Raw genomic sequence first — 19,676 nt, 5'->3', positions numbered from 1 at the left:
CCACCGCACTTTTTAACTTATCTTTTTCATCTGCATTTCCAATCCCATTAAAATAGGCTCAACAATTTCATCAGGTAATCCATGGGTATTTATTTCACTTACTCTTGGATATAGTGCACAGATCTCATGCAAAATGTCTTCTACCGTTTCCTTTGCTAGGCCGGCGAGTTTAGCCGTATTAAAAATGTGGCGGAGTTGTATTTTATCCCATAAATAATGTTTATTTTCGCCGTGCCACGCCATTGCCATTTTGACTTTTTGCTTTTGTAGTCCGTTGTGTTTGATGAGCGGATAGGCTGACATCACGTCATAAAAAGGCGTTAGACGATAACGATTCTCTTGTTCCAAAAATAAACTGAAATTTTTGCCATGGCCGTCAATGGCACAAAGTAGCCAGAAAACAATTTGCGCTTTAAAAAACTGCTTGCGATCTGCTTGGGCGTTGGATGAACCGTTGAGAAGCGACATAATTTGAAGAATGCTTGGCCCGCCGTCATTTTCATATTTTCGCGCAGGGGCGATGTTGAGTGCTTGGCACATATCTTCCTGTGGTAAACGAATTAGCCAACTCCTGTTTTCAGACCAACGGCGATCAAAGCGCTCCACAATCAGCACTTTCATTTCACCGAAATACTGAATTTGACTTCGAGGAACCGGCAAACAGAAGGCTTTCATAATATTCAAGCAAAGCCATTCATTTTCACAGCTGCCGGAAAGATCAAGCTGCCCTTTTGCCACCATACCAATCGGGAGTTTAAAAATATGGCTGGTCGCAGTGGAATGCAAAGGGCGTTGCCATTGATTTTGATAATAAAGCAGTGCTGTTTTTTCCTGAGCTCCGGCTAAAGAAATTCGGAAATCCTCGCTTTCTTCCATGCCGAGAGGAAAAGTGCGATAGTTTTTCAGCACGTTTTCCACCTCTTTGTCATTTAGTGGTTCTGCATAAATTTGACGTACCGAGCGGCTCTCGCCCTGATAAAGCTGAATCGCGCCGATACAATCCTGTCCAATCGCAGAAAGCAAATCAAATGGGGATTTTGTTGATGTTTGGAAACGTTGTTGAATGCGTGAACGGATCTGTTCGTTGTCCGGGAGGAGATTATCGAAGAAATTGTAAACGGAATCTCCTCGATAAATTTTGTGCGACAAAGGTAGTGACAATGAAATAGGGCGCGAACGCACAGACTCCAACCATTTTTCAGCGTATTGAAATTCGGTTGCGCCACTGGTCAGTTTTCGCCATTCACCGACTAACAAGCCATTCATGGCAACGTTTAGAATCGAGTTACTCATCACCATGCCTCATCGTCATCGTATGTTGCTGTTGGTTCTTTAATTGACAGGGCAGTATCAGATGATTTTTTGCGAGGTTGTACAATAAGCTCTAGTTCTAATCCTGCTAGAATTTTAAATAGCGTTTCTAATTTAGTACGCTCCGGCTCATTCTCAAACGCTGAAATTCTAGCTTGGGTCGTTCCGGCGAGTTTAGCAACATCAGTTTGAGATAGATCGCCTTGATAGCGAAATTCCCGAATTACATGAGAAAGCATTTTTGCGGTGGTAATAACCATTGTGACTCCTCATACGCTATAGCGTATAGAAATTGTTTTATACGCTATGAAGTATAAAGTTTATTTTATATCTTGTAAAGTATAATTTATTCTTTATATCCTATGAGATATAAACTATAAACGATTAAAATTTCCACCGCACTATCATATTTTACAGTGTAATTAAACGATTCAATTAATAGACTTTTTACATTGTTATAGAGATAGCTATTAAACAAAAAGATAAGAGAAATATTGGCTTAGATTAGAAAAATTAGAGAGATTGAGAGGTATAAATTGAAATAAAAAAGTAGGCGCAATGCCTACTTTTTTATTTTTGATTTAATCCTAAAAAACCCCCAACTTCGTGTTCTAGTTGACTCATAGCGAGCAGGGCTTCTTGGGTTTTCTTGGCTTCATCTTCATCAATAACACTCATTGCAAAGCCTACATGAACGAGTACCCATTTGCCAAGTAAATCGGCAGGATCTCCAGTGCAGACCAGTGAAATATTCACATCACGTTGTACGCCACATACATCCACGGTGGCAAGTTGAAGAGCGCTTTCGCCAATTTTAACAATTTGGCCTGGAACACCTAAACACATAATACTTTCACTCCTATTGAAATTTGTGTCTATTTTACTATTGCTCGGAATAAGTTACGTCGATCTGGATCAAAAGTTGTTGCTTTTGTTGGCATCGATAAAATCATTCTGAGGCAATCTTGCGCGAGTTGAGCAGCTTGAGTATTTGTCATGGCAGGATCAATCGGAGAATGAAGGGAGCAACTAAGATATTGTGGAATATTTTCTAAACTACTCACTGTGAAAGTGAAGGTTTTATAGGGTAGTTGTACTGAAAGTTTATCGCCAATTTCGCGCGGTTCCCATTCTTGATCTTTGCCTGGCAAAATGACAATACTTAACATCCAAGGTGTCACAACTGTACCTATCCATTGGTTTTCAAAAAGTACAAATTTAGGACAATAGCAGTCGATACCTTTTCGATAGAAAGGAAGATCTTTCATTTCTTCTGCAACTTTTTGCATTTCGTTTTGGAAGATTGAAGATGGCTCTTCGGCGAAGCCTTGAATGACACTTTCAAGTGCGGTGGTATTTTCTGGTGTTTTTTCGTGTCGATACATAATATTTACTCTAACCTAGAGTAAGTATACCTTTGGTTAGTTATAATTTTGTCCTTTTAGGACAAGGTAATGCTCCCCAAAGGGGAGCGACAATGTTTAACCGTGGGTATACTTACCCACGGAGGAAAGACCATATTCTTTTAAAACATTCTCCAATGTCTCAAAAATCACTGGAAATTGTTTTTGAATTGTTTCACTTAATGCAATCTGCGGCTCAAACGTTTCTGGTTGAATCCCAATTAAACATAGGTTTTTAGGGAATTCATCCGTTAATTTTAACGCAGAAAGCACATCACAAATACCAAGTTGGTTTGGTGAAATTTTACGTGAGAAAAATACTGGCACTTGCTCATCATGAAGCACAATGATTTCTCCTGGCTGCTTATTGGCAAGTACAGCATCAATGATGATGATATGCTCACGATTTGCCATTTCATCCAGTAATTCCATGCCGCAAGTGCCGCCGTCAATCACGTCAAAGTGCGGTAAAATTTCAGAGCGATTTTCTAGGGCTTGGGCGATTCGTACGCCCACGCCTTCATCGCCGAGTAAAATATTACCAACGCCTAAGATTAATGGCTTCATTAGAGCACCTTCACTTGTGTGACTTCACCATTTTCTGTGTTCACAACATGTACTGCGCATGACATGCAAGGGTCGAAAGAGTGGATTGTGCGCACAACTTCTAATGGTTTTGTCGGATCTGCTACAGGTGTACCGATGATGGAAAGCTCATAAGGCCCCATTTCATCATTCTGGTTACGAGGGCCTGCATTCCAAGTCGATGGCACAACGGCTTGATAATTCTCGATTTTGCCATTTTTAACGACAACCCAGTGAGAGAGCATGCCACGAGGTACTTCACCAAAACCAACACCTTTAAACTCACCAGTTTGTGGAATGTCTGTTTTGAGATAAGCAACAGTATCACCAGTGCCAATATTATCAACAAGTAGTTTCCATTGTTGTTCAAGAATATTATTTAGCACGCAACAATGTACGGTACGAGCAATAATACGTCCTAATGTTGAATGTAAATGGTCAACAGATAAGGTATTGCCGCTTAGTTTTTCATATAACCCTTTAATATGGTTGAAGTGATGTAATGTATCTTTATTTTCGTTTGCTAAGTTACACATTAAATAGGCAAGAGGGTCTACCTCAACAACTTTTCCGTAGATGATGACCAAGCGTTTGTTACTACGCCATTTTCAATTTCGCAATCGATGCGCAAATGGCCTTCAATGCGTGTGATAGGGTCGATTGAGATACGTTTTTTTTCAGTCATTATTCTGCTCCGCTCATTTTTTTACTGAATTGTGCTTTTTCGGCAATAATTTGTTCCGAGTTTTCATGATGTTTTTTTTCAACACTGGTAAGACAGGGAATAGACGAATAATTAAAATATAGGCGCAAATTTCAATGGATACGAAACCAATAGAAATTAGCAATTCTTCTGCTTATGGGAAGTAACGATAGCCATTACCAGGATCGTACATAATCATTGAGTAATTTAAACGCCATAGGGCTGCGCCAAGTAACATGCTCAAGGCTGAAATAAATAGCCAACGAGAATCAGATTTTTTCTCACCAAGGAATAAAGTGAGTAATGGTAATGTCATTAGCCATACTTCCATCCAAAACATCCAAGCTTCAAATTTACCAAGTTTATCGAATCCGAATACATAATGGAGTTTGTCATGGTAAATTAATTCGCCAAAGCGTACTGCAAGGAAAAGTGCGATTAATCCCGCGGTCACTTTTGCTAGCTGGGTAAAGAGTGAACGCTCATCTGGTGTTTTTCCTGCTAAACCTGCGCGCACTAAAGAACCTTCAAAAATGACGATAGAAAAGCCCATAATAAATGCTGTGAGCAATGATAGGATTGGTAATGCTTCATAGCTTTGCCACACTTGATGAACTTTATGACCTGCAGCAATCATTAATGATCCCATAGATGATTGGTGCATCATCGGCAATAGTGCGCCAAGTGCGATGACAAAGAACATAATTTTGTTGAGCTTATTAAACCATTTTTTCAATCCTAAGAAGCCGAGCCAAACTGGCGCAAATTCAAGGGTGACGACAATGATGTAAATCGTCATACAAAATGCGGTTTCAAATAACACCGAGTTTGTATTGAATTGACCTGGAATGTAGAAGTAAGGCAAGTGCCAGTAACGTCCCATATCAATGGTGATAGAAAGACCACCTAATGAATAGCCGAATAAGCTGGCAAGCAATGCTGGACGCACAAGAGGGTGATATTTCCCTTTGTTGAAAATATATACTGTCCAAGCTAATGCCCAACCACCGCATGCAAAACCTGTACCTACAAGTAAGTCAAAGGATATCCATAATCCCCAAGGATAACCGCCGTTAAGTGCGGTGACGGAACCGATACCTAAGAACAAACGTTTGATAATTAATAAGATACAAATTACAGCCAAAGGTGCAAAAAAGAGAATACTGGCGGAAACTAATCGGCCGCCCACTGGACGTGGATTACCCGTGATGTTCATCCTCCGCTTCTTCCATTTCTTTACGCGCTTGGCGCATTGCTTCTTTTTGCGCTTCAATTCGTTCACGAATCTTATCGCCGTGCATATTCTTATAAGTCATCATTGTTAAACCAGCTAACGCTACCAGTGGCAATGCCAAACCGCGATACAAGAAGTGCTGTAAATGCGCTGCGCGTGCACCTGTAGCAATATCATCTAACTCAGGGAAACCCAAATTTTCTTGTGGAACCGCACTTAACACTAAAACTTGTGTTCCGCCACCTTCTTTTTCACCGTAAATACGATATTGATAGGCTGGCACAGTTGCGCGATAAGTGTCTTTACTGTTTACATGTTGGCGAGGATAGTCATATTTCGTGCCACGTAATAAACTTAAACGACGTTTTGCTTCTGCTAAAAGTTCTTCACGGGTACCAAAAATAATTGCCCCGGTTGGACAAACATGACAACAACCTGGTAATTCACCTTTATCTAAGCGTTCCACACCTTTTTGGTTGCAAAGTTCACATTTGCTGATTTGACCAAATGGATTGTCGTAATCATATTTTGGCACGTCAAATGGGCAACCAACCATGCAATAACGGCAACCGGTACAAATATCAGGATCGTATTTAACAATACCTGTTTTAGGATCTTTGGTTAAAGCCTGTACTGGACAAACAGAAACGCAGTTTGGATCAACACAGTGCATGCATTGTTTTTTAACATAAGCATAACCGTTTTCAGTTTTATCTTTATTTTTCCCGTCGCCATCGCTCCATACTTGAATCACATTGCGTGTGAACGGTGTGAGTTTGTCATTGTTTGCCCAAGTTTGCTCACCTTTTGGATTAACAGGAGTTTTGTTCACTTGCTGACATTCTGCGACACAAGCCTGACAGCCAACGCAAAGTGTGGAGTCATAAAGCATCCCAAGTGCGCCAGGAATGGGCGGAAGATTTTCCACCGCTTCAGCTTTTGCTACGGGCAGACCTGCTTTTAGGAAATTTCGTCTATCCATCTTTAATGTCCTTGATCTTGATTGGCTTGATTTTCTGCAGCTTTGTTCGCTTTATGTTGTTTGCTTAATTCTTTCAATGTTACAACGCTGACACCCGCTAAAATGGCTGCAGCACCACCTAATAGACCAATCGCCGTCATTGAGGCTCCTTCGCCTTCAACATTGTTCACATCTGGTTTTTCCACCCGTGGCGTTGGATTTTCAACGTTCGCTAATTGGAAAATGCCTTTAGTAAAGCCGATGCCTTGGTCGTTACAGCCATAGCAAGGATGTCCGATACCCACTGGCCAGTTATTGCCGCCAACATCACAGAATTCTAGTGTAGAGCAATTGCCATAAGTTTCGGGCCCTTTACAACCCAAGTGGTATAAACACCAGCCATGACGATGACCATAATCGCCAAATTCTTTTGCGAAACGGCCTGCATCAAAGTGCGGTCGGCGATAACAGTTTTCATGGATTAGACGGTCATAAGCAAATAATGGACGATTTAATTTATCCATTGCTGGTAATTTTTTATAAGTGATGATATAGGCAACGGTTGCCAAGAAATTATGTGGGTTAGGAGGGCAACCAGGAATGTTAATAATTGGTGTGCCTTTTGGTAAAACTTCAGAAAGACTAACCGCACCTGTTGGGTTGCCACCGCAAGATGGAACACCGCCCCAAGATGAGCAGGACCCAATCGCAATAATAGCTGCGGCACCTTTTGCGGCTTCACGAATATGTTCCACAATTGGTTTGTCTGCCACCATGCAGTAAACACCGCCGTCTTTAATTGGAATAGAACCATCCACTACAAGCACATATTTGCCGTAATAGTTATGGATAGCATTATGTTTATTTTCTTCCGCTTGTTCACCAAATGCGGCAGAAAGCACTTCGTGATATTCAAGGGATATTAAATCTAGCACGAGATTTTCAACAGTTGGGTGGGTTGCACGCAGTAAAGATTCGGTACAGCCAGTACATTCTTGCGCACCAATCCAAAGCACTGGTGGACGTGCTGGACTGGTCATTGCCGCCGTCATTTCTGCACCAGCTTTAGAATTTAACCCCATCGTAGCCGCAAGTGCGGTACATAATTTCATAAAATCTCGGCGAGAAACATCTGCCAACGCAGAAAAAACGCCATCCAGATTATTCATAGTATCACTCCAAAGACACACATTTATTGTGGAAATTGCGCAATGATAAATGTTTTAAAAAATAAAGAATTTATAACAGAAGTATGTCCAAATTGTGAACGGAATGTTATCGTATTTGAGAGTTGTTCTTATTTAATTGAAAAAGAACAAAAATAAAGGCTGTAGAATACAGCCTTAGATTGGATTAAGAACAAATTTTTTCAAAAACTAACCGCACTTTTTCTTGAACTTTTACGCCCGCAGAACTTTCTACCCCTGAATTAAGATCTAAACCTAAGCAGCCTTGTGCAATGGCTTGTTCCACATTATTTGCTGAGATGCCTCCAGCTAAAATAATTTTGTGTTTAAGATTTTCAGGAATTAATGACCAATCAAAGGTTTTTCCAGTACCACCTTGCTGGTTTGCTGTTTGGCTATCAAAAATATAACGATTCACATTCAAATCATCTGTAAAATCGACCGCACTTTGGGATTCGATATTGACTGAAATCGCTTTCCAAATTAGTGTACTTTCGGGGAGTTGCTGGCGAAGTGCGGTAATAAATGCTTCAGTTTCTACACCATGTAATTGCACTGCATAAAGCTGTAACTGGTTGGCTATTTTTACGATAAAGTCAATTTCTTGATTCTGAAAAACACCAACAAATCGAAGTGGAGCAGCGGTTACCAATTCTTGTGCTTGGCGTAAACTCACACAACGTTTTGAATGTTCTACGAAGATTAATCCGCCGTAAAGCGCACCATTTTCGTAAACGATTTTGACATCTTGCGCGCGTGTTAAACCGCATACTTTATTTTCTCCAAAAATCACTGAGCGAACCGCATTATTCAAATCTTGGTTGCCCATTAAGCTGCTCCCAATTAAGAAACCATGCGCCACTTTTTGTAATTGACGAATTTGCTTGTGATTGTAAATGCCTGATTCGCTAATAATACGTACATCAGCAGGGATACGATCTGAGAATTTTTCAGTGAGTTCAACAACACGATTTAAATCCACAGTTAAATCGTGCAAGTTACGATTATTGACACCAATAATTTTCGCACCAAGCGCAAGGGCACGTTCAAATTCTTGTTCATTGCTGGTTTCTGTCAATACGCCCATACCAAGAGAATGTGCAAGATCTGCCAGTACACGATAAGTTTCATCATTTACCACGGAAAGCATTAATAAAATCGCATCAGCTTGATAGTAGCGAGCAAGGTAAACCTGATATTCGCTGATCATAAAATCTTTGCAAAGAACAGGTTGGCTCACGATATTGCGAACTAAAGGCAAGAACTCAAAATTCCCTTGGAAGTATTTTTCATCTGTCAGCACAGATACAGCAGAGGCATAATGTTTATACACATTGGCGATTTCTTCCAAATTAAATTCAGCACGAATTAATCCTTTGGAAGGGGAGGCTTTTTTACATTCCAAAATATAGGCAGGCTTTTGATGCGTACCTTTTGCTAACGCATCATAAAAAGAGAGGTCAGATTTTTGAATGTTTTGTTTAAACTGAGAAAGGGGAAATTCCTTTTTTTTGCTTTAACCCATTGTGCTTTGTCTAAGACGATTTTTTGTAGCACCGTAGCGGAATCAATGGGTTTGGTAAAATCTTGAGTGATCATCATTTTTCTTCTTATTGTGGTGTATCAAATTAGCTTTTTATTAATATGTGGTTAATTTTTGTAATGTTTCAAACGCTTTACCTGATGCTAGATGAGCCAACACATTTTGCACATTTTGTTTTAAGTCATCATGACCGAATAATTTCAATAATAATGCTGTGTTTGCTGCGACAGCATTTGCATGTTCAGATATTCCTTTGCCTTGTAAAAGTGCGGTGAGCATTTGAGCATTTTCTTGAGGTTCACCGCCGCGAAGACTCTCGAGGGATTGCGTTTTTAAGCCAAAATCTTCAGGCGTTAAAGTGAAATATTCAATTTTGCCATTTTTAATTTCTGCCACTTGTGTTTCACCGTGTAATGCGACTTCATCTAAGCCAGAACCATGTACAACAAAGGAATGTTGATGTTCTAAGGCAACCGCAGTTTCAGCATAGGTTTTCACTAATTCAGGCGCATATACGCCAAGTAAATGATAAGTCGGGCGGGCAGGATTGATAAGCGGACCTAAAATATTAAATATAGTGCGCGTTTTTAAAGCGGCACGGACAGGTGCAACATGACGGAAACCAGAATGATATTGTTGAGCAAATAAAAAGCAGACACCTATTTCATCTAATGCTTGTCGAGCTTGCTCTGGTGTAGCATTCACATTAACACTAAGTGCCGTTAATACATCGCTAGCACCTGATTTACTCGACACGCTACGATTGCCATGTTTTGCCACTTTTGCTCCCATTGATGCTGCAACAATTGCACTGGCAGTAGAAATATTAATGGTGTTTTGTCCATCACCACCCGTTCCTACAATATCCGCAAAAGGATAATCTGGACGTGGAAATGCTTTGGCATTTTGTAATGAGGCGGCAACCGCGCCAGTAATTTCTTCAGTATTTGCTCCCCGCACTTTTAAAGCGATAAGCATTGCAGCAATTTGTTCATTGGAAAGTTCACCTTGGATGACTGCATTAAAAAGAGCGGTGTTTTCTGAGGTTGAAAGTGAATGTCCGCTATAAAGTTGTTCTAATAATTGGTTGTGTTGCATAGTCTATTCCTGTTTTTCTTTGTATATGGATTTGTTAATTTTCTATATTTTATTAAACATAAATATCGTAATCTAAATCGCGCGCCTCATCGCCTGTCATTCCTCGGAAACCCCAGCAATGCGCCGGCTGTTCTTTAATCGTAATTTCCACATCGTGAGCACGGATGCCAAGTTTGTACTCTAATTCGCTAAATAGCATTTTTATCAAGCGTTTTTTTGTGCCTTCCATACGACCAGCCATCAGGTTGATTTCGATGACCGTGTAATCATCGCTACGATCAAAAGGGTAGTAAAAATCTTCTTTTTCTAAACACAAAAAGCGAATCGCGTGTTTACCTTTCGGAATATCTAAGCCGAGATAGAGACTGTTATAAATGACTTCTGCCAGTTTTTCACGACGTGGTGTGAGTTTGGATTTAAGTCCGAATACGGTGATCATTTTTTCTCCTTTAAAGTGCGGTTAAAAATCACCGCACTTTTTGGTGTCTTATCTATTTAACAACCATTCAATTGATTGTTGTAATAATTGCGAACCTTGCACAGTTAAAATACTTTCAGGGTGAAATTGGAATGCGCAAATGGGTAAATCGCGATGACGAATTGCCATGATAATGCCATTATATTCCGCATTGACGATAAATTCTTTTGGTAAATTTTGTCCCATTAAAGAATGATAACGCGCCACAGGAATTGGATTAGCAAGATTTTTAAACATGGCTTGATTATCATGGGTGATACGAGAAACTTTACCATGCAATACTTTGCCAGCGTGAACAACCTTCCCGCCAAAGGCTTGAATCAATGCTTGATGGCCTAAACAAATTCCAATAATCGGTACTTGATTTTTTAAGCGTTCGATCAATGGGAGTAAAATCCCTGCTTCTGATGGTGTTCCTGGCCCGGGAGAAAGTGCAAGAATAGTATCAGGCGTATTAAGTGCGGTTTCTACCAGTTTTTCTAAGTCACAGTCATTGCGGTAAATTGTGACGTTGTGACCCAACACACGGAATTGATCCACAAGATTGTAAGTGAAGGAATCGAAGTTATCTAAAAATAAAATATTAGCCATAATAATTCTTCCCTATTTTGCTTGTGTATTAACTTGACGAATTGCTTTTAAGACAGCCGCGGCTTTGTGGCGTGTTTCATCAGCTTCCATTTGTGGATCAGAATCTAACACTTCGCCGCAACCCGCTTGTACATGAGCTATTCCATTTTGTACAAAAGCAGAACGAATTACGATACAGGTATCAAAATGTCCATCGGACGTGAGATAACCCACCGCACCACCGTAACTATGGCGTTTTTGCTGCTCAAATTGATAAATAAGCTGCATTGCTTTGATTTTTGGCGCACCAGTTAATGTGCCCATATTCATACAGGCTTGATAGGCGTGAAGCGCATCTAACTCAGGGCGTAATTTACCCACTACACGAGATACCAAATGCATGATATGAGAATAGCGATCCACCTGCATTAATTCAGCTACTTTACGCGTACCGCTTTGGCAAACTCGAGCAATGTCGTTACGCGCTAAATCAACCAACATCAGATGTTCCGCTTGTTCTTTGTGATCAAGGCGAAGTTCTAGTTCTAAACGAGCATCCAATTCAGGATCGATATTGCCGTGAGCATCAAAACCACGAGGGCGTGAACCTGCGATAGGGTAAATTTCTAACTGACGATTTTCTGGTTCATATTTCAGAGCACTTTCTGGTGATGCACCAAACAAAATAAAGTCTTCATCATTCATATAGAACATATAAGGGCTTGGATTATTTTGTTTGAGTTGAGCGTAACTGGCTAATGTATTTGGGCAAGCAAGGGAGAAACGGCGAGAGGGCACAATTTGGAATACATCACCAATGTTAATATGGTGTTTTAAGGCTTTCACAATGCCAGTAAATTCAGGATCGTCAAAGTTTGTTTTAACTTCATCACTTGCTGCTTTAATAGAAAGAACGTGATCAATATTTTTTAGTTTTTGTGCTATAGAAAGCGAGGTTTTGGCAATATTGACTTGTTCTTCTTGAGCAAAACAGAAACTTTTTAGTGTCGCTTGTTGATTTTGATGGTCGATAGTAATGAGGTGTTCGGCAAGATAGAAACTGTAATCAGGGCAGTTGATACCATCATTTTGCAATGTAATGCCATCCATTGGAATGAAATTTGCGACGAGATCGTAAGCAAATAATCCGCCTAAAAAAATAGGCGTTTGGCTATGTTGATAAAGACTAGAAATAATACGCAGTCCATCAAAAATAGTGGCAGACTGTAATTTGCTATCTTCATCGAGTTGATTATCAAGTGGCGAAAATTGTACAGAAAATTCCTCTTCAAAATTGACCGCACTTACTTTTCCAAGTGCGGTTAATTTTGGATAAATTTCTTTTAGAACTTGTTTTCCATTCTCATTTAATGCTTTAAATGTGACGTTGTGACCTAAGCAGGTTATTTTAACCGCCGCATTGACTAAGATAAGACTTTGTAAACTATTTTTACTCCCGATTTCGGCAGAGTCGAGTAGAAGAGAATTTGAATTAGGTTGGCAAAGTGTATTAAAAATAGCGGTGGTGTCAGCATAATAGGGAATGGGTTGAGCTGTCATCGCAATAAAGGCTTGAGTTTGCATATTGATATCCTTTAGAAAACTTTTGTACTATTAAACTAGTGCAAAAGAGATAAGTCAAGCCTAATTTTAATTTTTTATGTTTTTTGATGAAAAATGTTTACTTTTATTCCTTTGCCCAAGGGCGACCTCTGTAATATTCAATATTTTGCTGATTAATCAGCTTTAATATGCCGGCAGAAATATGATCATTTATTTCATCTGATAGTATTAATTGAGGGAAAAAACTACGAGCAACGATTAATTTATTAAAATCTACGGTATATTTGACAGTATATTTTCCAGAGGTTTGTCCCATTAACCCCAAATTTTTTAAAGCAGACAAAAATCCTCGATCACCGATAGATGGAGTATGCCAACCATGTGCAGCTTTCTGCGCTATTTCGCGAGGCACGGCATAACAATTGGTATCGATATGAGCATTGATTCCGTTAAAATTAAAATGTATTTGTTGCTGAATATCTTCTATTTTAACATCTACGAAAATATCGCTTTTTGTAGTCCAATTTCCGAGTGATTCAAAATCATCATGACAGATAAATTGATGATTTGAATCGTAAAAAGATCGTAAGGAATAAGCAAAATCAGCACCTTGTTCAATCACTTTTACTAAACTTTCTACGTGATCTTCTCGTAGCTGATTGTCATCATCTAAATAACAAATAATGTCTTCTTCAACAAGGAAAGCTGCAGCAGCATTAATGGCTCCGTTAAGGATTCTGTTTTTTCCTGTATTCATTGGTAAGTAAATAGGAATCACATCAGGGAATTGTTCTAATATAGATTTAGCCTTATCCCAGAAAATATTGCCATCGACAAATACATAATGCTTACATGGATAAGTTTGATTTTGCACGCTTTCAATAGCGAGTGTTAATTCTGGACGACCAATTGTTGAAGTAACTACCGCAACAGTTTTACTATTTGGTTGGTTGGTTGGTTGGTTGGTTGGTTGGTTGGATAATTCATCAGTATAAATTCCTTTCATTTTTACAATAACCTTTGACTAACACAAAATACACTTAATTTTTTGCTCTTAAATGTATGCGAGGAAAAATATAAAGTCGGCGGATGATAGCACTTATGAGATTTTTTTCACTTTATTTTTGTAAACTCAATTTAAAATAAAAAAACCAAGTTCTTAGAAAAGTAGAACTTGGTTCTTAAATACATCTAACTTTGTTAAGTTAGATAGATTGCAGGTTAGTTTTCGTTAGAGCTGAAATTTACCCATTAAGCATGGCAAGTTTGGCAAGCTGCTTGGAACATCCACACCAATTTTTCTTGTTCTTTAATGTAGTCACTCATTTGTGATGCAGTACCTTCGTCACCAGCATCGCCTGCAAGAGCAAGAATTTCACGTTGTTGGTCGAGTAATGTTTTTAAGCCTTGTAATGTGCCTGATAAACATTCTTGTGCACCGCTTACTGCAATATCTTCTTTAATACGAGATACTTTTAAGTATTGGCTATATGCATTATCTGGTGTGTAACCTAAAGTTAAAATACGTTCAGCCACTTCATCAACTTTGGTGATTAAATCTGTGTAGATTTCTTCAAATTTTGCGTGTAATGCAAAGAAATTTACACCTTTAATGTTCCAGTGGTAACCGCGTACGTTAGTATAGAATACTTGGTAGGTTGCAAGTAATTCGTTAAGTTTATTGGCTAATTCTGCTGATTGAACTTTGTCTAATCCGATAGATGTTTTTGACATAATAATTTCCTTTTTCTAGTTGAATAATTGAGCTAATGCCCTGCCTTTGATATGGGTATTATACGTTTCTAGAATTTGCTGTGAAATTGTTCTATTCAATAAAATTGATAGCCTTTGACTATATGTTAATAAATTGTAATAAATTTAAACTATCAAAATAAGTGATCGGGATCACAGTTATAAGGAATACTTTAGTAAAGGGTCGCGGCTAACAGTAAATTTTGCTTTAATAAGTGCAGTTATAATTTTTAATATTTTAAGGATGTCTTATGCAAGAACTTATTAAGCACGCATTGCCACAAGATGATGCACTCAATCAAGCGATTGTTGATGAAATTCGTTTGCAAAATTGGGCTGGCTTTTTAAATCGTTCCCAAGTGGAGCAGCTTTGTCGTGATTTTAAACTTACGCCATTAAAATTAGCTATGCATTTGTTGCCGATTGCGGCGACTTATAGCCATACCGCTATTTCTCATTTTAATGTGGGAGCCATTGCTATTGGTGAACAAGGTGATTTTTATTTTGGTGCGAATCAAGAATTTTCGAATTCAGCTATTCAGCAAACAATTCATGCAGAGCAAAGTGCAATTTCTCATGCATGGTTGCGTAATGAACGTCGTATTTCAGACATGGTGGTCAATTACACGCCGTGCGGGCATTGTCGTCAATTTATGAATGAATTGCATGGTGCTGAAAAAATTTCAATTCATTTGCCACATAGCCAAAATAATCCATTGCATTCTTATTTACCGGATGCGTTTGGACCGAAAGATCTCGATATTGCGGTTCATCTTTTAGCGGAAGAAAATCATGATTTAGTGGCTGATCACCAAGATGATTTGGTTAATCAAGCTATTTTGGCGGCAAATCAATCTCATTGTCCTTATTCAAATAGCCCGCATGGCATTGCGATTTTATTTAAAAATGGCGATGTGGTGACAGGACGTTATGCAGAAAACGCTGCATTTAATCCGAGTTTGCCAGCGTTGCAAACTGCACTTAATTTTGCTTATTTAAATGATAAAAAATTGACTGATATTGAGCGAATTGTGATGGCTGAAAAAGCATTAAAACTAAGCCATAAAACGATGGCTGAAGCGCTACTTTCTACATTAACATCGGTGAAATTAGAGTACCATTCTTTGTAAGTATGCAAGATTCTTGATGGAAAATAAAAAAGGGATTAATCCCTTTTTTATTTGTTCGCTAAAATTACCGCTCTTTTCGGTGCTTGATAACCTTCAATGGTTTTACTGTGATCATTTGGATCTAAGAAATCAATCAGGCTTTCATTTTCCAACCAACCAGTTTTACGCTGTTCTTCTAATGTAGTTGTCGCTACATCAACACAACGTACGTTGGTAAAGCCAACTTTTTCTAGCCAATTGATTAGTGCAGCGACAGAGGGGATAAAATAAACATTTTTCATTTTTGCATAGCGATCTGCTGGTATAAGTACAGTATTGACATCGCCATCTACCACTAAGGTTTCTAATACCAATTCGCCACCTTTTACCAATTGATTTTTCAGCTGGCTTAAATGATCTAATGGGGATTTACGATGATAGAGTACGCCCATTGAAAATACCGTATCAAATGCCGCTAATGGTTGCATTTGCTCAATACCAAGGGGGATAAGATTTGCTCGACGATCATTATTAAGTAGCTTGCGTACTGCTTCAAATTGGCAAAGGAAAAGCTCGGTAGGATCAATCCCTACGACCATTTTTGCACCTTCCCCTAGCATTCTCCACATATGATAACCGCTGCCACAGCCTACATCTAAAATAGTGCGACCTTGCAATGGCGATAAGTGAGGAAGAACACGATCCCATTTAAAATCAGAACGCCATTCACAATCAATATGAATACCGAAAAGATGATAAGGCCCTTTTCGCCACGGCATTAATTGCTTTAAATGGTGGATAATTCGTTGTTTTTCTCCTGTTGAAAGGGGAAAAGTGCGGTCAGATTTTACCGCACTTTTTAGATCGATTTCGTCAGCTTGTAAATCAGGTAGGAAATCAACAATTTTGCTCCATTTCGCATAATCAGCGTGAGTTTGATTTTCCCACTCTTTTAATTGGTGCGGTAAGGTTTCTAACCAGTCCGATAAATTTGTGGTCGCAATTTGTTGATAAAAAGGGCGAAAATCGATCATTTTGCTTCCTTATAAGCCTTTTCTGCTTTATCAAAGGTATTAAGAATATCTTGTTCAGGTTTACTGGACAGCAATGAAATAACAATAATTGCAAGGCTGGCGAAAGCAAAACCAGGGATCATTTCATATACTTTAAACCAATCGGTATCAGCTGGAACAACTTCTTTCCAAGCAAATACTGTTACTGCGCCTACCAGCATACCTGCCATCGCGCCCGATGATGTCATTCGTTTCCAAAAAAGAGAGAAAAGTACAACGGGGCCAAATGCACTACCAAAACCAGCCCAAGCGAATTCGACAAGTTTTAATACTTTGCTATTTTCATCTTGTGCGATCCAGATAGCAAGTGCGGCAATAACCAACACCATAATTCTTCCAAGCCATACGAGCTCTTTTTCAGATGCGTTAGGGCGAATAAAACCTTTGTAGAAATCTTCTGTGATTGAGCTAGAAGAAATTAATAATTGCGCACTTAATGTACTCATTACAGCGGCTAAAATAGCTGAAAGTAATATGCCTGCGATCCAAGGATTAAATAAAAGTTTAGCTAATTCAATAAAAACCTGTTCTGGTTCGCGATTAACTGTGCCTGCAATAGCTGGATTTGCAAAGAAATACGGAATAGCGAATAAGCCAATGCCAATTGCGCCTCCTAAGCAAAGCACCATCCAAGTCATACTAATACGGCGTGCTTTGATAAGTGATTTGACAGAGTCTGCAGCCATAAAGCGTGCTAAAATATGCGGTTGCCCGAAATAGCCTAATCCCCAAGCGGCAAGGCTTAATAAACCAAGTGGTGTGGTAGAAGTAAATAAATCCGTGAAATCTTTATTGACTGCTGCTTCAGCTTGTTCTAATACGACGGAAAATTGAGCGGTATCGGCGAAACTTAATAACACAAAAACAGGGGTTAAAATTAATGCAAAAATCATTAATGTGGCTTGAATGGTATCTGTCCAGCTTACCGCAAGGAAACCACCGATGAACGTGTAAGCAATGGTTGCCGCTGCACCGTACCAAAGTGCGGTGGAATATTCTACAGAAAATATATTTTGGAATAATTTTGCACCTGCCACGACACCCGAAGCACAATAAATAGTAAAAAACACTAAAATAATCGTAGCAGAAACAAGTTTTAATAATTTGTGTGATGAACCAAAACGATTGTGAAAATATTCTGGGAGAGTGAGGGCATTATTATTTAATTCTGTATAAACACGCAAACGACCAGCCACTAAAAGCCAGTTAAAATAAGCCCCGATAGTTAAACCAATAGCAATCCAACCTTCTACCAAGCCTGATAAATAGACCGCACCCGGTAAGCCCATTAAAAGCCAACCTGACATATCTGAAGCACCAGCTGACATTGCCGTGACAAAGCTGCCTAAACGACGTCCACCGAGAATGTAATCTGATAAATTATTCGTGTAATAATAGGCGAGTACGCCAATCAGCAACATCCCGAAAATATAAATAGTAAAAGTAACAAGAGTTGGGTCGAATCCAAACATTTTATAAGTCCAAAATGGGTTAAAATTTCAGAAAGGGTGCATTTTACCTTATTTCGGGCTATTATTCTATTTAGACTAAATATTTGATGAAATTTAAGAAATTAGGAATATAAAATGGATGCTGTCGAGTTATTGATGAACGTAACGCCTAACGAAACACGCATTGCGCTAGTCGAAACAGGAATGTTGCGTGAAGTGCATATTGAACGCCAAGCTAAACGAGGAATTGTCGGAAATATTTATAAAGGTCGTGTCACTCGAGTGCTACCGGGAATGCAGTCTGCTTTTGTCGATATTGGTTTGGAAAAAGCGGCTTTTTTACACGCTGCCGACATTGTATCTCACACGGAATGTGTAGATGAAAATGAACAAAAGCAATTTAAAGTTAAGAGTATTTCAGAATTAGTACGAGAAGGGCAGGATATTGTTGTACAAGTGGTAAAAGATCCGTTAGGTACAAAAGGCGCGCGTTTAACCACAGACATCACATTGCCATCGCGTTATCTTGTTTTTATGCCGGAAAATAGCCACGTAGGCGTTTCACAACGCATTGAAAGCGAAGAAGAACGCGCCCGTTTAAAAGCCTTGGTTGAACCATTTTGTGATGAACTTGGCGGTTTTATTATTCGTACCGCCACAGAAGGGGCAAGCGAAGAAGAATTACGTCAAGATGCTGAATTTTTAAAACGCTTGTGGCGTAAAGTCTTAGAGCGTAAATCTAAATATCCAACCAAATCAAAAATTTACGGAGAGCCTGCACTTCCGCAACGCATTTTGCGTGATTTTATCGGCACAAACTTAGAAAAAATTCGTATCGACTCTAAACTTTGCTTTGGCGAAGTGAAAGAGTTTACTGATGAATTTATGCCTGAATTAAGCGATAAACTTGTTCTTTATTCTGGTAACCAACCTATCTTTGATGTGTATGGGGTTGAAAATGCGATCCAAACAGCCTTAGATAAACGTGTTAATCTCAAATCGGGCGGCTATTTGATTATCGAGCAAACAGAAGCAATGACTACCATTGATATTAATACAGGCGCATTTGTGGGGCATCGTAATCTAGAAGAAACCATCTTCAATACCAATATTGAAGCAACTAAAGCCATTGCACAGCAATTACAACTACGTAATCTGGGTGGCATAATCATTATTGATTTTATTGATATGCAAACAGATGAACACCGTAATCGAGTGTTGGAATCTTTATGTGATGCGCTTTCTAAAGATCGTGTGAAAACCAATGTGAATGGCTTTACGCAATTAGGCCTTGTAGAAATGACCCGTAAGAGAACTCGTGAAAGCCTTGAGCATGTGCTATGCGATGAATGCCCAACTTGCCATGGACGTGGTCGAGTGAAAACTGTCGAGACAGTTTGCTACGAAATTATGCGTGAAATTATTCGGGTTTATCATTTATTCAGTAGTGAACAATTTGTTGTTTACGCCTCGCCAGCGGTTTCAGAATATCTTATTAACGAAGAATCTCACGGTTTGCTACCAGAAGTGGAAATGTTTATTGGCAAACGAGTAAAAGTAAAAACAGAACAGTTTTATAACCAAGAACAGTTTGATGTGGTGGTAATGTAACTAAAGTGCGGTTAAATTTAATCGTGTTTGTTCAGGCTAGTATT

The 19,676-nt window shown here is 39.1% G+C and carries 17 protein-coding genes and 3 pseudogenes; 2 read left to right on the top strand and 18 right to left on the bottom strand.

What is annotated here, in order from left to right; all coding sequences use genetic code 11:
- Positions 1–12: 12 nt before the first annotated feature.
- The 16 genes and pseudogenes from GG9_RS03250 to GG9_RS03325 all read right to left on the bottom strand — a co-directional run bounded on the left by GG9_RS03250 (position 13) and on the right by GG9_RS03325 (position 14,370).
- Positions 13–1,293, bottom strand: a complete 1,281-nt coding sequence (locus GG9_RS03250; protein ID WP_005631863.1) for a type II toxin-antitoxin system HipA family toxin — start codon at positions 1,291–1,293, stop codon at positions 13–15.
- The gene (locus GG9_RS03255; RefSeq protein WP_005631862.1) at positions 1,293–1,571 is read right to left on the bottom strand and encodes a helix-turn-helix domain-containing protein; all 279 of its coding nucleotides are present in this window, start codon (positions 1,569–1,571) and stop codon (positions 1,293–1,295) included. Before GG9_RS03255 ends, GG9_RS03250 begins: the two co-directional genes overlap by 1 nt.
- Before the next feature lie 310 nt (positions 1,572–1,881).
- Positions 1,882–2,157: a hydrogenase maturation factor HybG gene (hybG, locus tag GG9_RS03260; protein ID WP_005631861.1), complete on the bottom strand. Its 276-nt coding sequence runs from the start codon at positions 2,155–2,157 to the stop codon at positions 1,882–1,884.
- Between the two features lie 29 nt (positions 2,158–2,186).
- Entirely contained in the window at positions 2,187–2,696 is a 510-nt protein-coding gene (hybE, locus tag GG9_RS03265) for a hydrogenase-2 assembly chaperone (RefSeq protein WP_005631860.1), read from the bottom strand.
- 96 nt (positions 2,697–2,792) lie between these two features.
- Positions 2,793–3,281: a HyaD/HybD family hydrogenase maturation endopeptidase gene (locus tag GG9_RS03270; protein ID WP_005631859.1), complete on the bottom strand. Its 489-nt coding sequence runs from the start codon at positions 3,279–3,281 to the stop codon at positions 2,793–2,795.
- A pseudogene (locus GG9_RS03275) lies at positions 3,281–3,874 on the bottom strand (nickel-dependent hydrogenase large subunit); the annotation flags it as partial. The gene GG9_RS03270 and the pseudogene GG9_RS03275, both read right to left, overlap by 1 nt.
- A 109-nt stretch (positions 3,875–3,983) precedes the next feature.
- Positions 3,984–5,218, bottom strand: a pseudogene (gene hybB, locus GG9_RS03280) (Ni/Fe-hydrogenase cytochrome b subunit).
- Positions 5,202–6,218 (bottom strand): hydrogenase 2 operon protein HybA, encoded by a 1,017-nt coding sequence (hybA, locus tag GG9_RS03285; protein ID WP_005631854.1) that lies wholly within the window; start codon positions 6,216–6,218, stop codon positions 5,202–5,204. The pseudogene hybB and the gene hybA overlap by 17 nt, the downstream one beginning before the upstream one ends.
- 2 nt (positions 6,219–6,220) lie before the next feature.
- Positions 6,221–7,366 carry a hydrogenase 2 small subunit gene (gene hybO, locus GG9_RS03290; RefSeq protein ID WP_005631853.1) on the bottom strand — a complete coding sequence of 382 codons (1,146 nt, stop codon included), beginning with the start codon at positions 7,364–7,366 and terminating at the stop codon, positions 6,221–6,223.
- A 184-nt stretch (positions 7,367–7,550) separates the two neighbouring features.
- Positions 7,551–8,983 (bottom strand): annotated as a pseudogene (gene trpCF, locus GG9_RS03295) (bifunctional indole-3-glycerol-phosphate synthase TrpC/phosphoribosylanthranilate isomerase TrpF).
- Positions 8,984–9,023: 40 nt separating this feature from the next.
- On the bottom strand, positions 9,024–10,025 hold the full coding sequence (trpD, locus tag GG9_RS03300; RefSeq protein ID WP_005631851.1) for an anthranilate phosphoribosyltransferase: 1,002 nt from the start codon (positions 10,023–10,025) through the stop codon (positions 9,024–9,026).
- 52 nt (positions 10,026–10,077) lie between these two features.
- Positions 10,078–10,464 carry a tautomerase family protein gene (locus GG9_RS03305; RefSeq protein ID WP_005631850.1) on the bottom strand — a complete coding sequence of 129 codons (387 nt, stop codon included), beginning with the start codon at positions 10,462–10,464 and terminating at the stop codon, positions 10,078–10,080.
- 48 nt (positions 10,465–10,512) lie between these two features.
- Positions 10,513–11,094 carry an aminodeoxychorismate/anthranilate synthase component II gene (locus GG9_RS03310; protein ID WP_005631848.1) on the bottom strand — a complete coding sequence of 194 codons (582 nt, stop codon included), beginning with the start codon at positions 11,092–11,094 and terminating at the stop codon, positions 10,513–10,515.
- Between the two features lie 12 nt (positions 11,095–11,106).
- Positions 11,107–12,657, bottom strand: a complete 1,551-nt coding sequence (gene trpE, locus GG9_RS03315) for an anthranilate synthase component I (RefSeq protein WP_005631847.1) — start codon at positions 12,655–12,657, stop codon at positions 11,107–11,109.
- A 103-nt stretch (positions 12,658–12,760) separates the two neighbouring features.
- Positions 12,761–13,642, bottom strand: coding sequence for a glycosyltransferase family 2 protein (locus tag GG9_RS03320; protein ID WP_005631844.1), 882 nt, complete (start codon positions 13,640–13,642; stop codon positions 12,761–12,763).
- A gap of 245 nt (positions 13,643–13,887) precedes the next feature.
- Positions 13,888–14,370, bottom strand: coding sequence for a Dps family protein (locus GG9_RS03325; RefSeq protein ID WP_005631842.1), 483 nt, complete (start codon positions 14,368–14,370; stop codon positions 13,888–13,890).
- 269 nt (positions 14,371–14,639) lie between these two features.
- On the opposite strand from GG9_RS03325, the gene cdd reads away from it, so the two are divergent.
- Positions 14,640–15,518 (top strand): cytidine deaminase, encoded by an 879-nt coding sequence (gene cdd / locus GG9_RS03330; protein ID WP_005631840.1) that lies wholly within the window; start codon positions 14,640–14,642, stop codon positions 15,516–15,518.
- A gap of 47 nt (positions 15,519–15,565) precedes the next feature.
- Here the strand turns inward: cdd and cmoB are convergent, their stop codons facing one another.
- Positions 15,566–16,531: a tRNA 5-methoxyuridine(34)/uridine 5-oxyacetic acid(34) synthase CmoB gene (cmoB, locus tag GG9_RS03335; protein ID WP_005631838.1), complete on the bottom strand. Its 966-nt coding sequence runs from the start codon at positions 16,529–16,531 to the stop codon at positions 15,566–15,568.
- The gene (gene putP / locus GG9_RS03340; RefSeq protein ID WP_005631836.1) at positions 16,528–18,042 is read right to left on the bottom strand and encodes a sodium/proline symporter PutP; all 1,515 of its coding nucleotides are present in this window, start codon (positions 18,040–18,042) and stop codon (positions 16,528–16,530) included. The genes cmoB and putP overlap by 4 nt, the downstream gene beginning before the upstream one ends.
- Before the next feature lie 114 nt (positions 18,043–18,156).
- Between putP and rng the strand changes: the two genes are divergently transcribed.
- Positions 18,157–19,632, top strand: a complete 1,476-nt coding sequence (gene rng / locus GG9_RS03345; protein WP_005631834.1) for a ribonuclease G — start codon at positions 18,157–18,159, stop codon at positions 19,630–19,632.
- Positions 19,633–19,676: the final 44 nt, after the last annotated feature.

The sequence above is a fragment of the Haemophilus haemolyticus M19501 genome (assembly GCF_000222025.1).
Taxonomy (GTDB): Bacteria; Pseudomonadota; Gammaproteobacteria; order Enterobacterales; family Pasteurellaceae; genus Haemophilus; species Haemophilus haemolyticus_G.
This window is presented reverse-complemented; position numbering and strand designations above follow the sequence as displayed.

Coding starts and splice junctions, on each gene's coding strand:
- GG9_RS03250 (WP_005631863.1), bottom strand. CDS start 1,293: ATGAGTAACTCGATTCTAAACGTTGCCATGAATGGCTTGTTAGTCGGT.
- GG9_RS03255 (WP_005631862.1), bottom strand. CDS start 1,571: ATGGTTATTACCACCGCAAAAATGCTTTCTCATGTAATTCGGGAATTT.
- hybG (WP_005631861.1), bottom strand. CDS start 2,157: ATGTGTTTAGGTGTTCCAGGCCAAATTGTTAAAATTGGCGAAAGCGCT.
- hybE (WP_005631860.1), bottom strand. CDS start 2,696: ATGTATCGACACGAAAAAACACCAGAAAATACCACCGCACTTGAAAGT.
- GG9_RS03270 (WP_005631859.1), bottom strand. CDS start 3,281: ATGAAGCCATTAATCTTAGGCGTTGGTAATATTTTACTCGGCGATGAA.
- hybA (WP_005631854.1), bottom strand. CDS start 6,218: ATGGATAGACGAAATTTCCTAAAAGCAGGTCTGCCCGTAGCAAAAGCT.
- hybO (WP_005631853.1), bottom strand. CDS start 7,366: ATGAATAATCTGGATGGCGTTTTTTCTGCGTTGGCAGATGTTTCTCGC.
- trpD (WP_005631851.1), bottom strand. CDS start 10,025: ATGCAACACAACCAATTATTAGAACAACTTTATAGCGGACATTCACTT.
- GG9_RS03305 (WP_005631850.1), bottom strand. CDS start 10,464: ATGATCACCGTATTCGGACTTAAATCCAAACTCACACCACGTCGTGAA.
- GG9_RS03310 (WP_005631848.1), bottom strand. CDS start 11,094: ATGGCTAATATTTTATTTTTAGATAACTTCGATTCCTTCACTTACAAT.
- trpE (WP_005631847.1), bottom strand. CDS start 12,657: ATGCAAACTCAAGCCTTTATTGCGATGACAGCTCAACCCATTCCCTAT.
- GG9_RS03320 (WP_005631844.1), bottom strand. CDS start 13,642: ATGAAAGGAATTTATACTGATGAATTATCCAACCAACCAACCAACCAA.
- GG9_RS03325 (WP_005631842.1), bottom strand. CDS start 14,370: ATGTCAAAAACATCTATCGGATTAGACAAAGTTCAATCAGCAGAATTA.
- cdd (WP_005631840.1), top strand. CDS start 14,640: ATGCAAGAACTTATTAAGCACGCATTGCCACAAGATGATGCACTCAAT.
- cmoB (WP_005631838.1), bottom strand. CDS start 16,531: ATGATCGATTTTCGCCCTTTTTATCAACAAATTGCGACCACAAATTTA.
- putP (WP_005631836.1), bottom strand. CDS start 18,042: ATGTTTGGATTCGACCCAACTCTTGTTACTTTTACTATTTATATTTTC.
- rng (WP_005631834.1), top strand. CDS start 18,157: ATGGATGCTGTCGAGTTATTGATGAACGTAACGCCTAACGAAACACGC.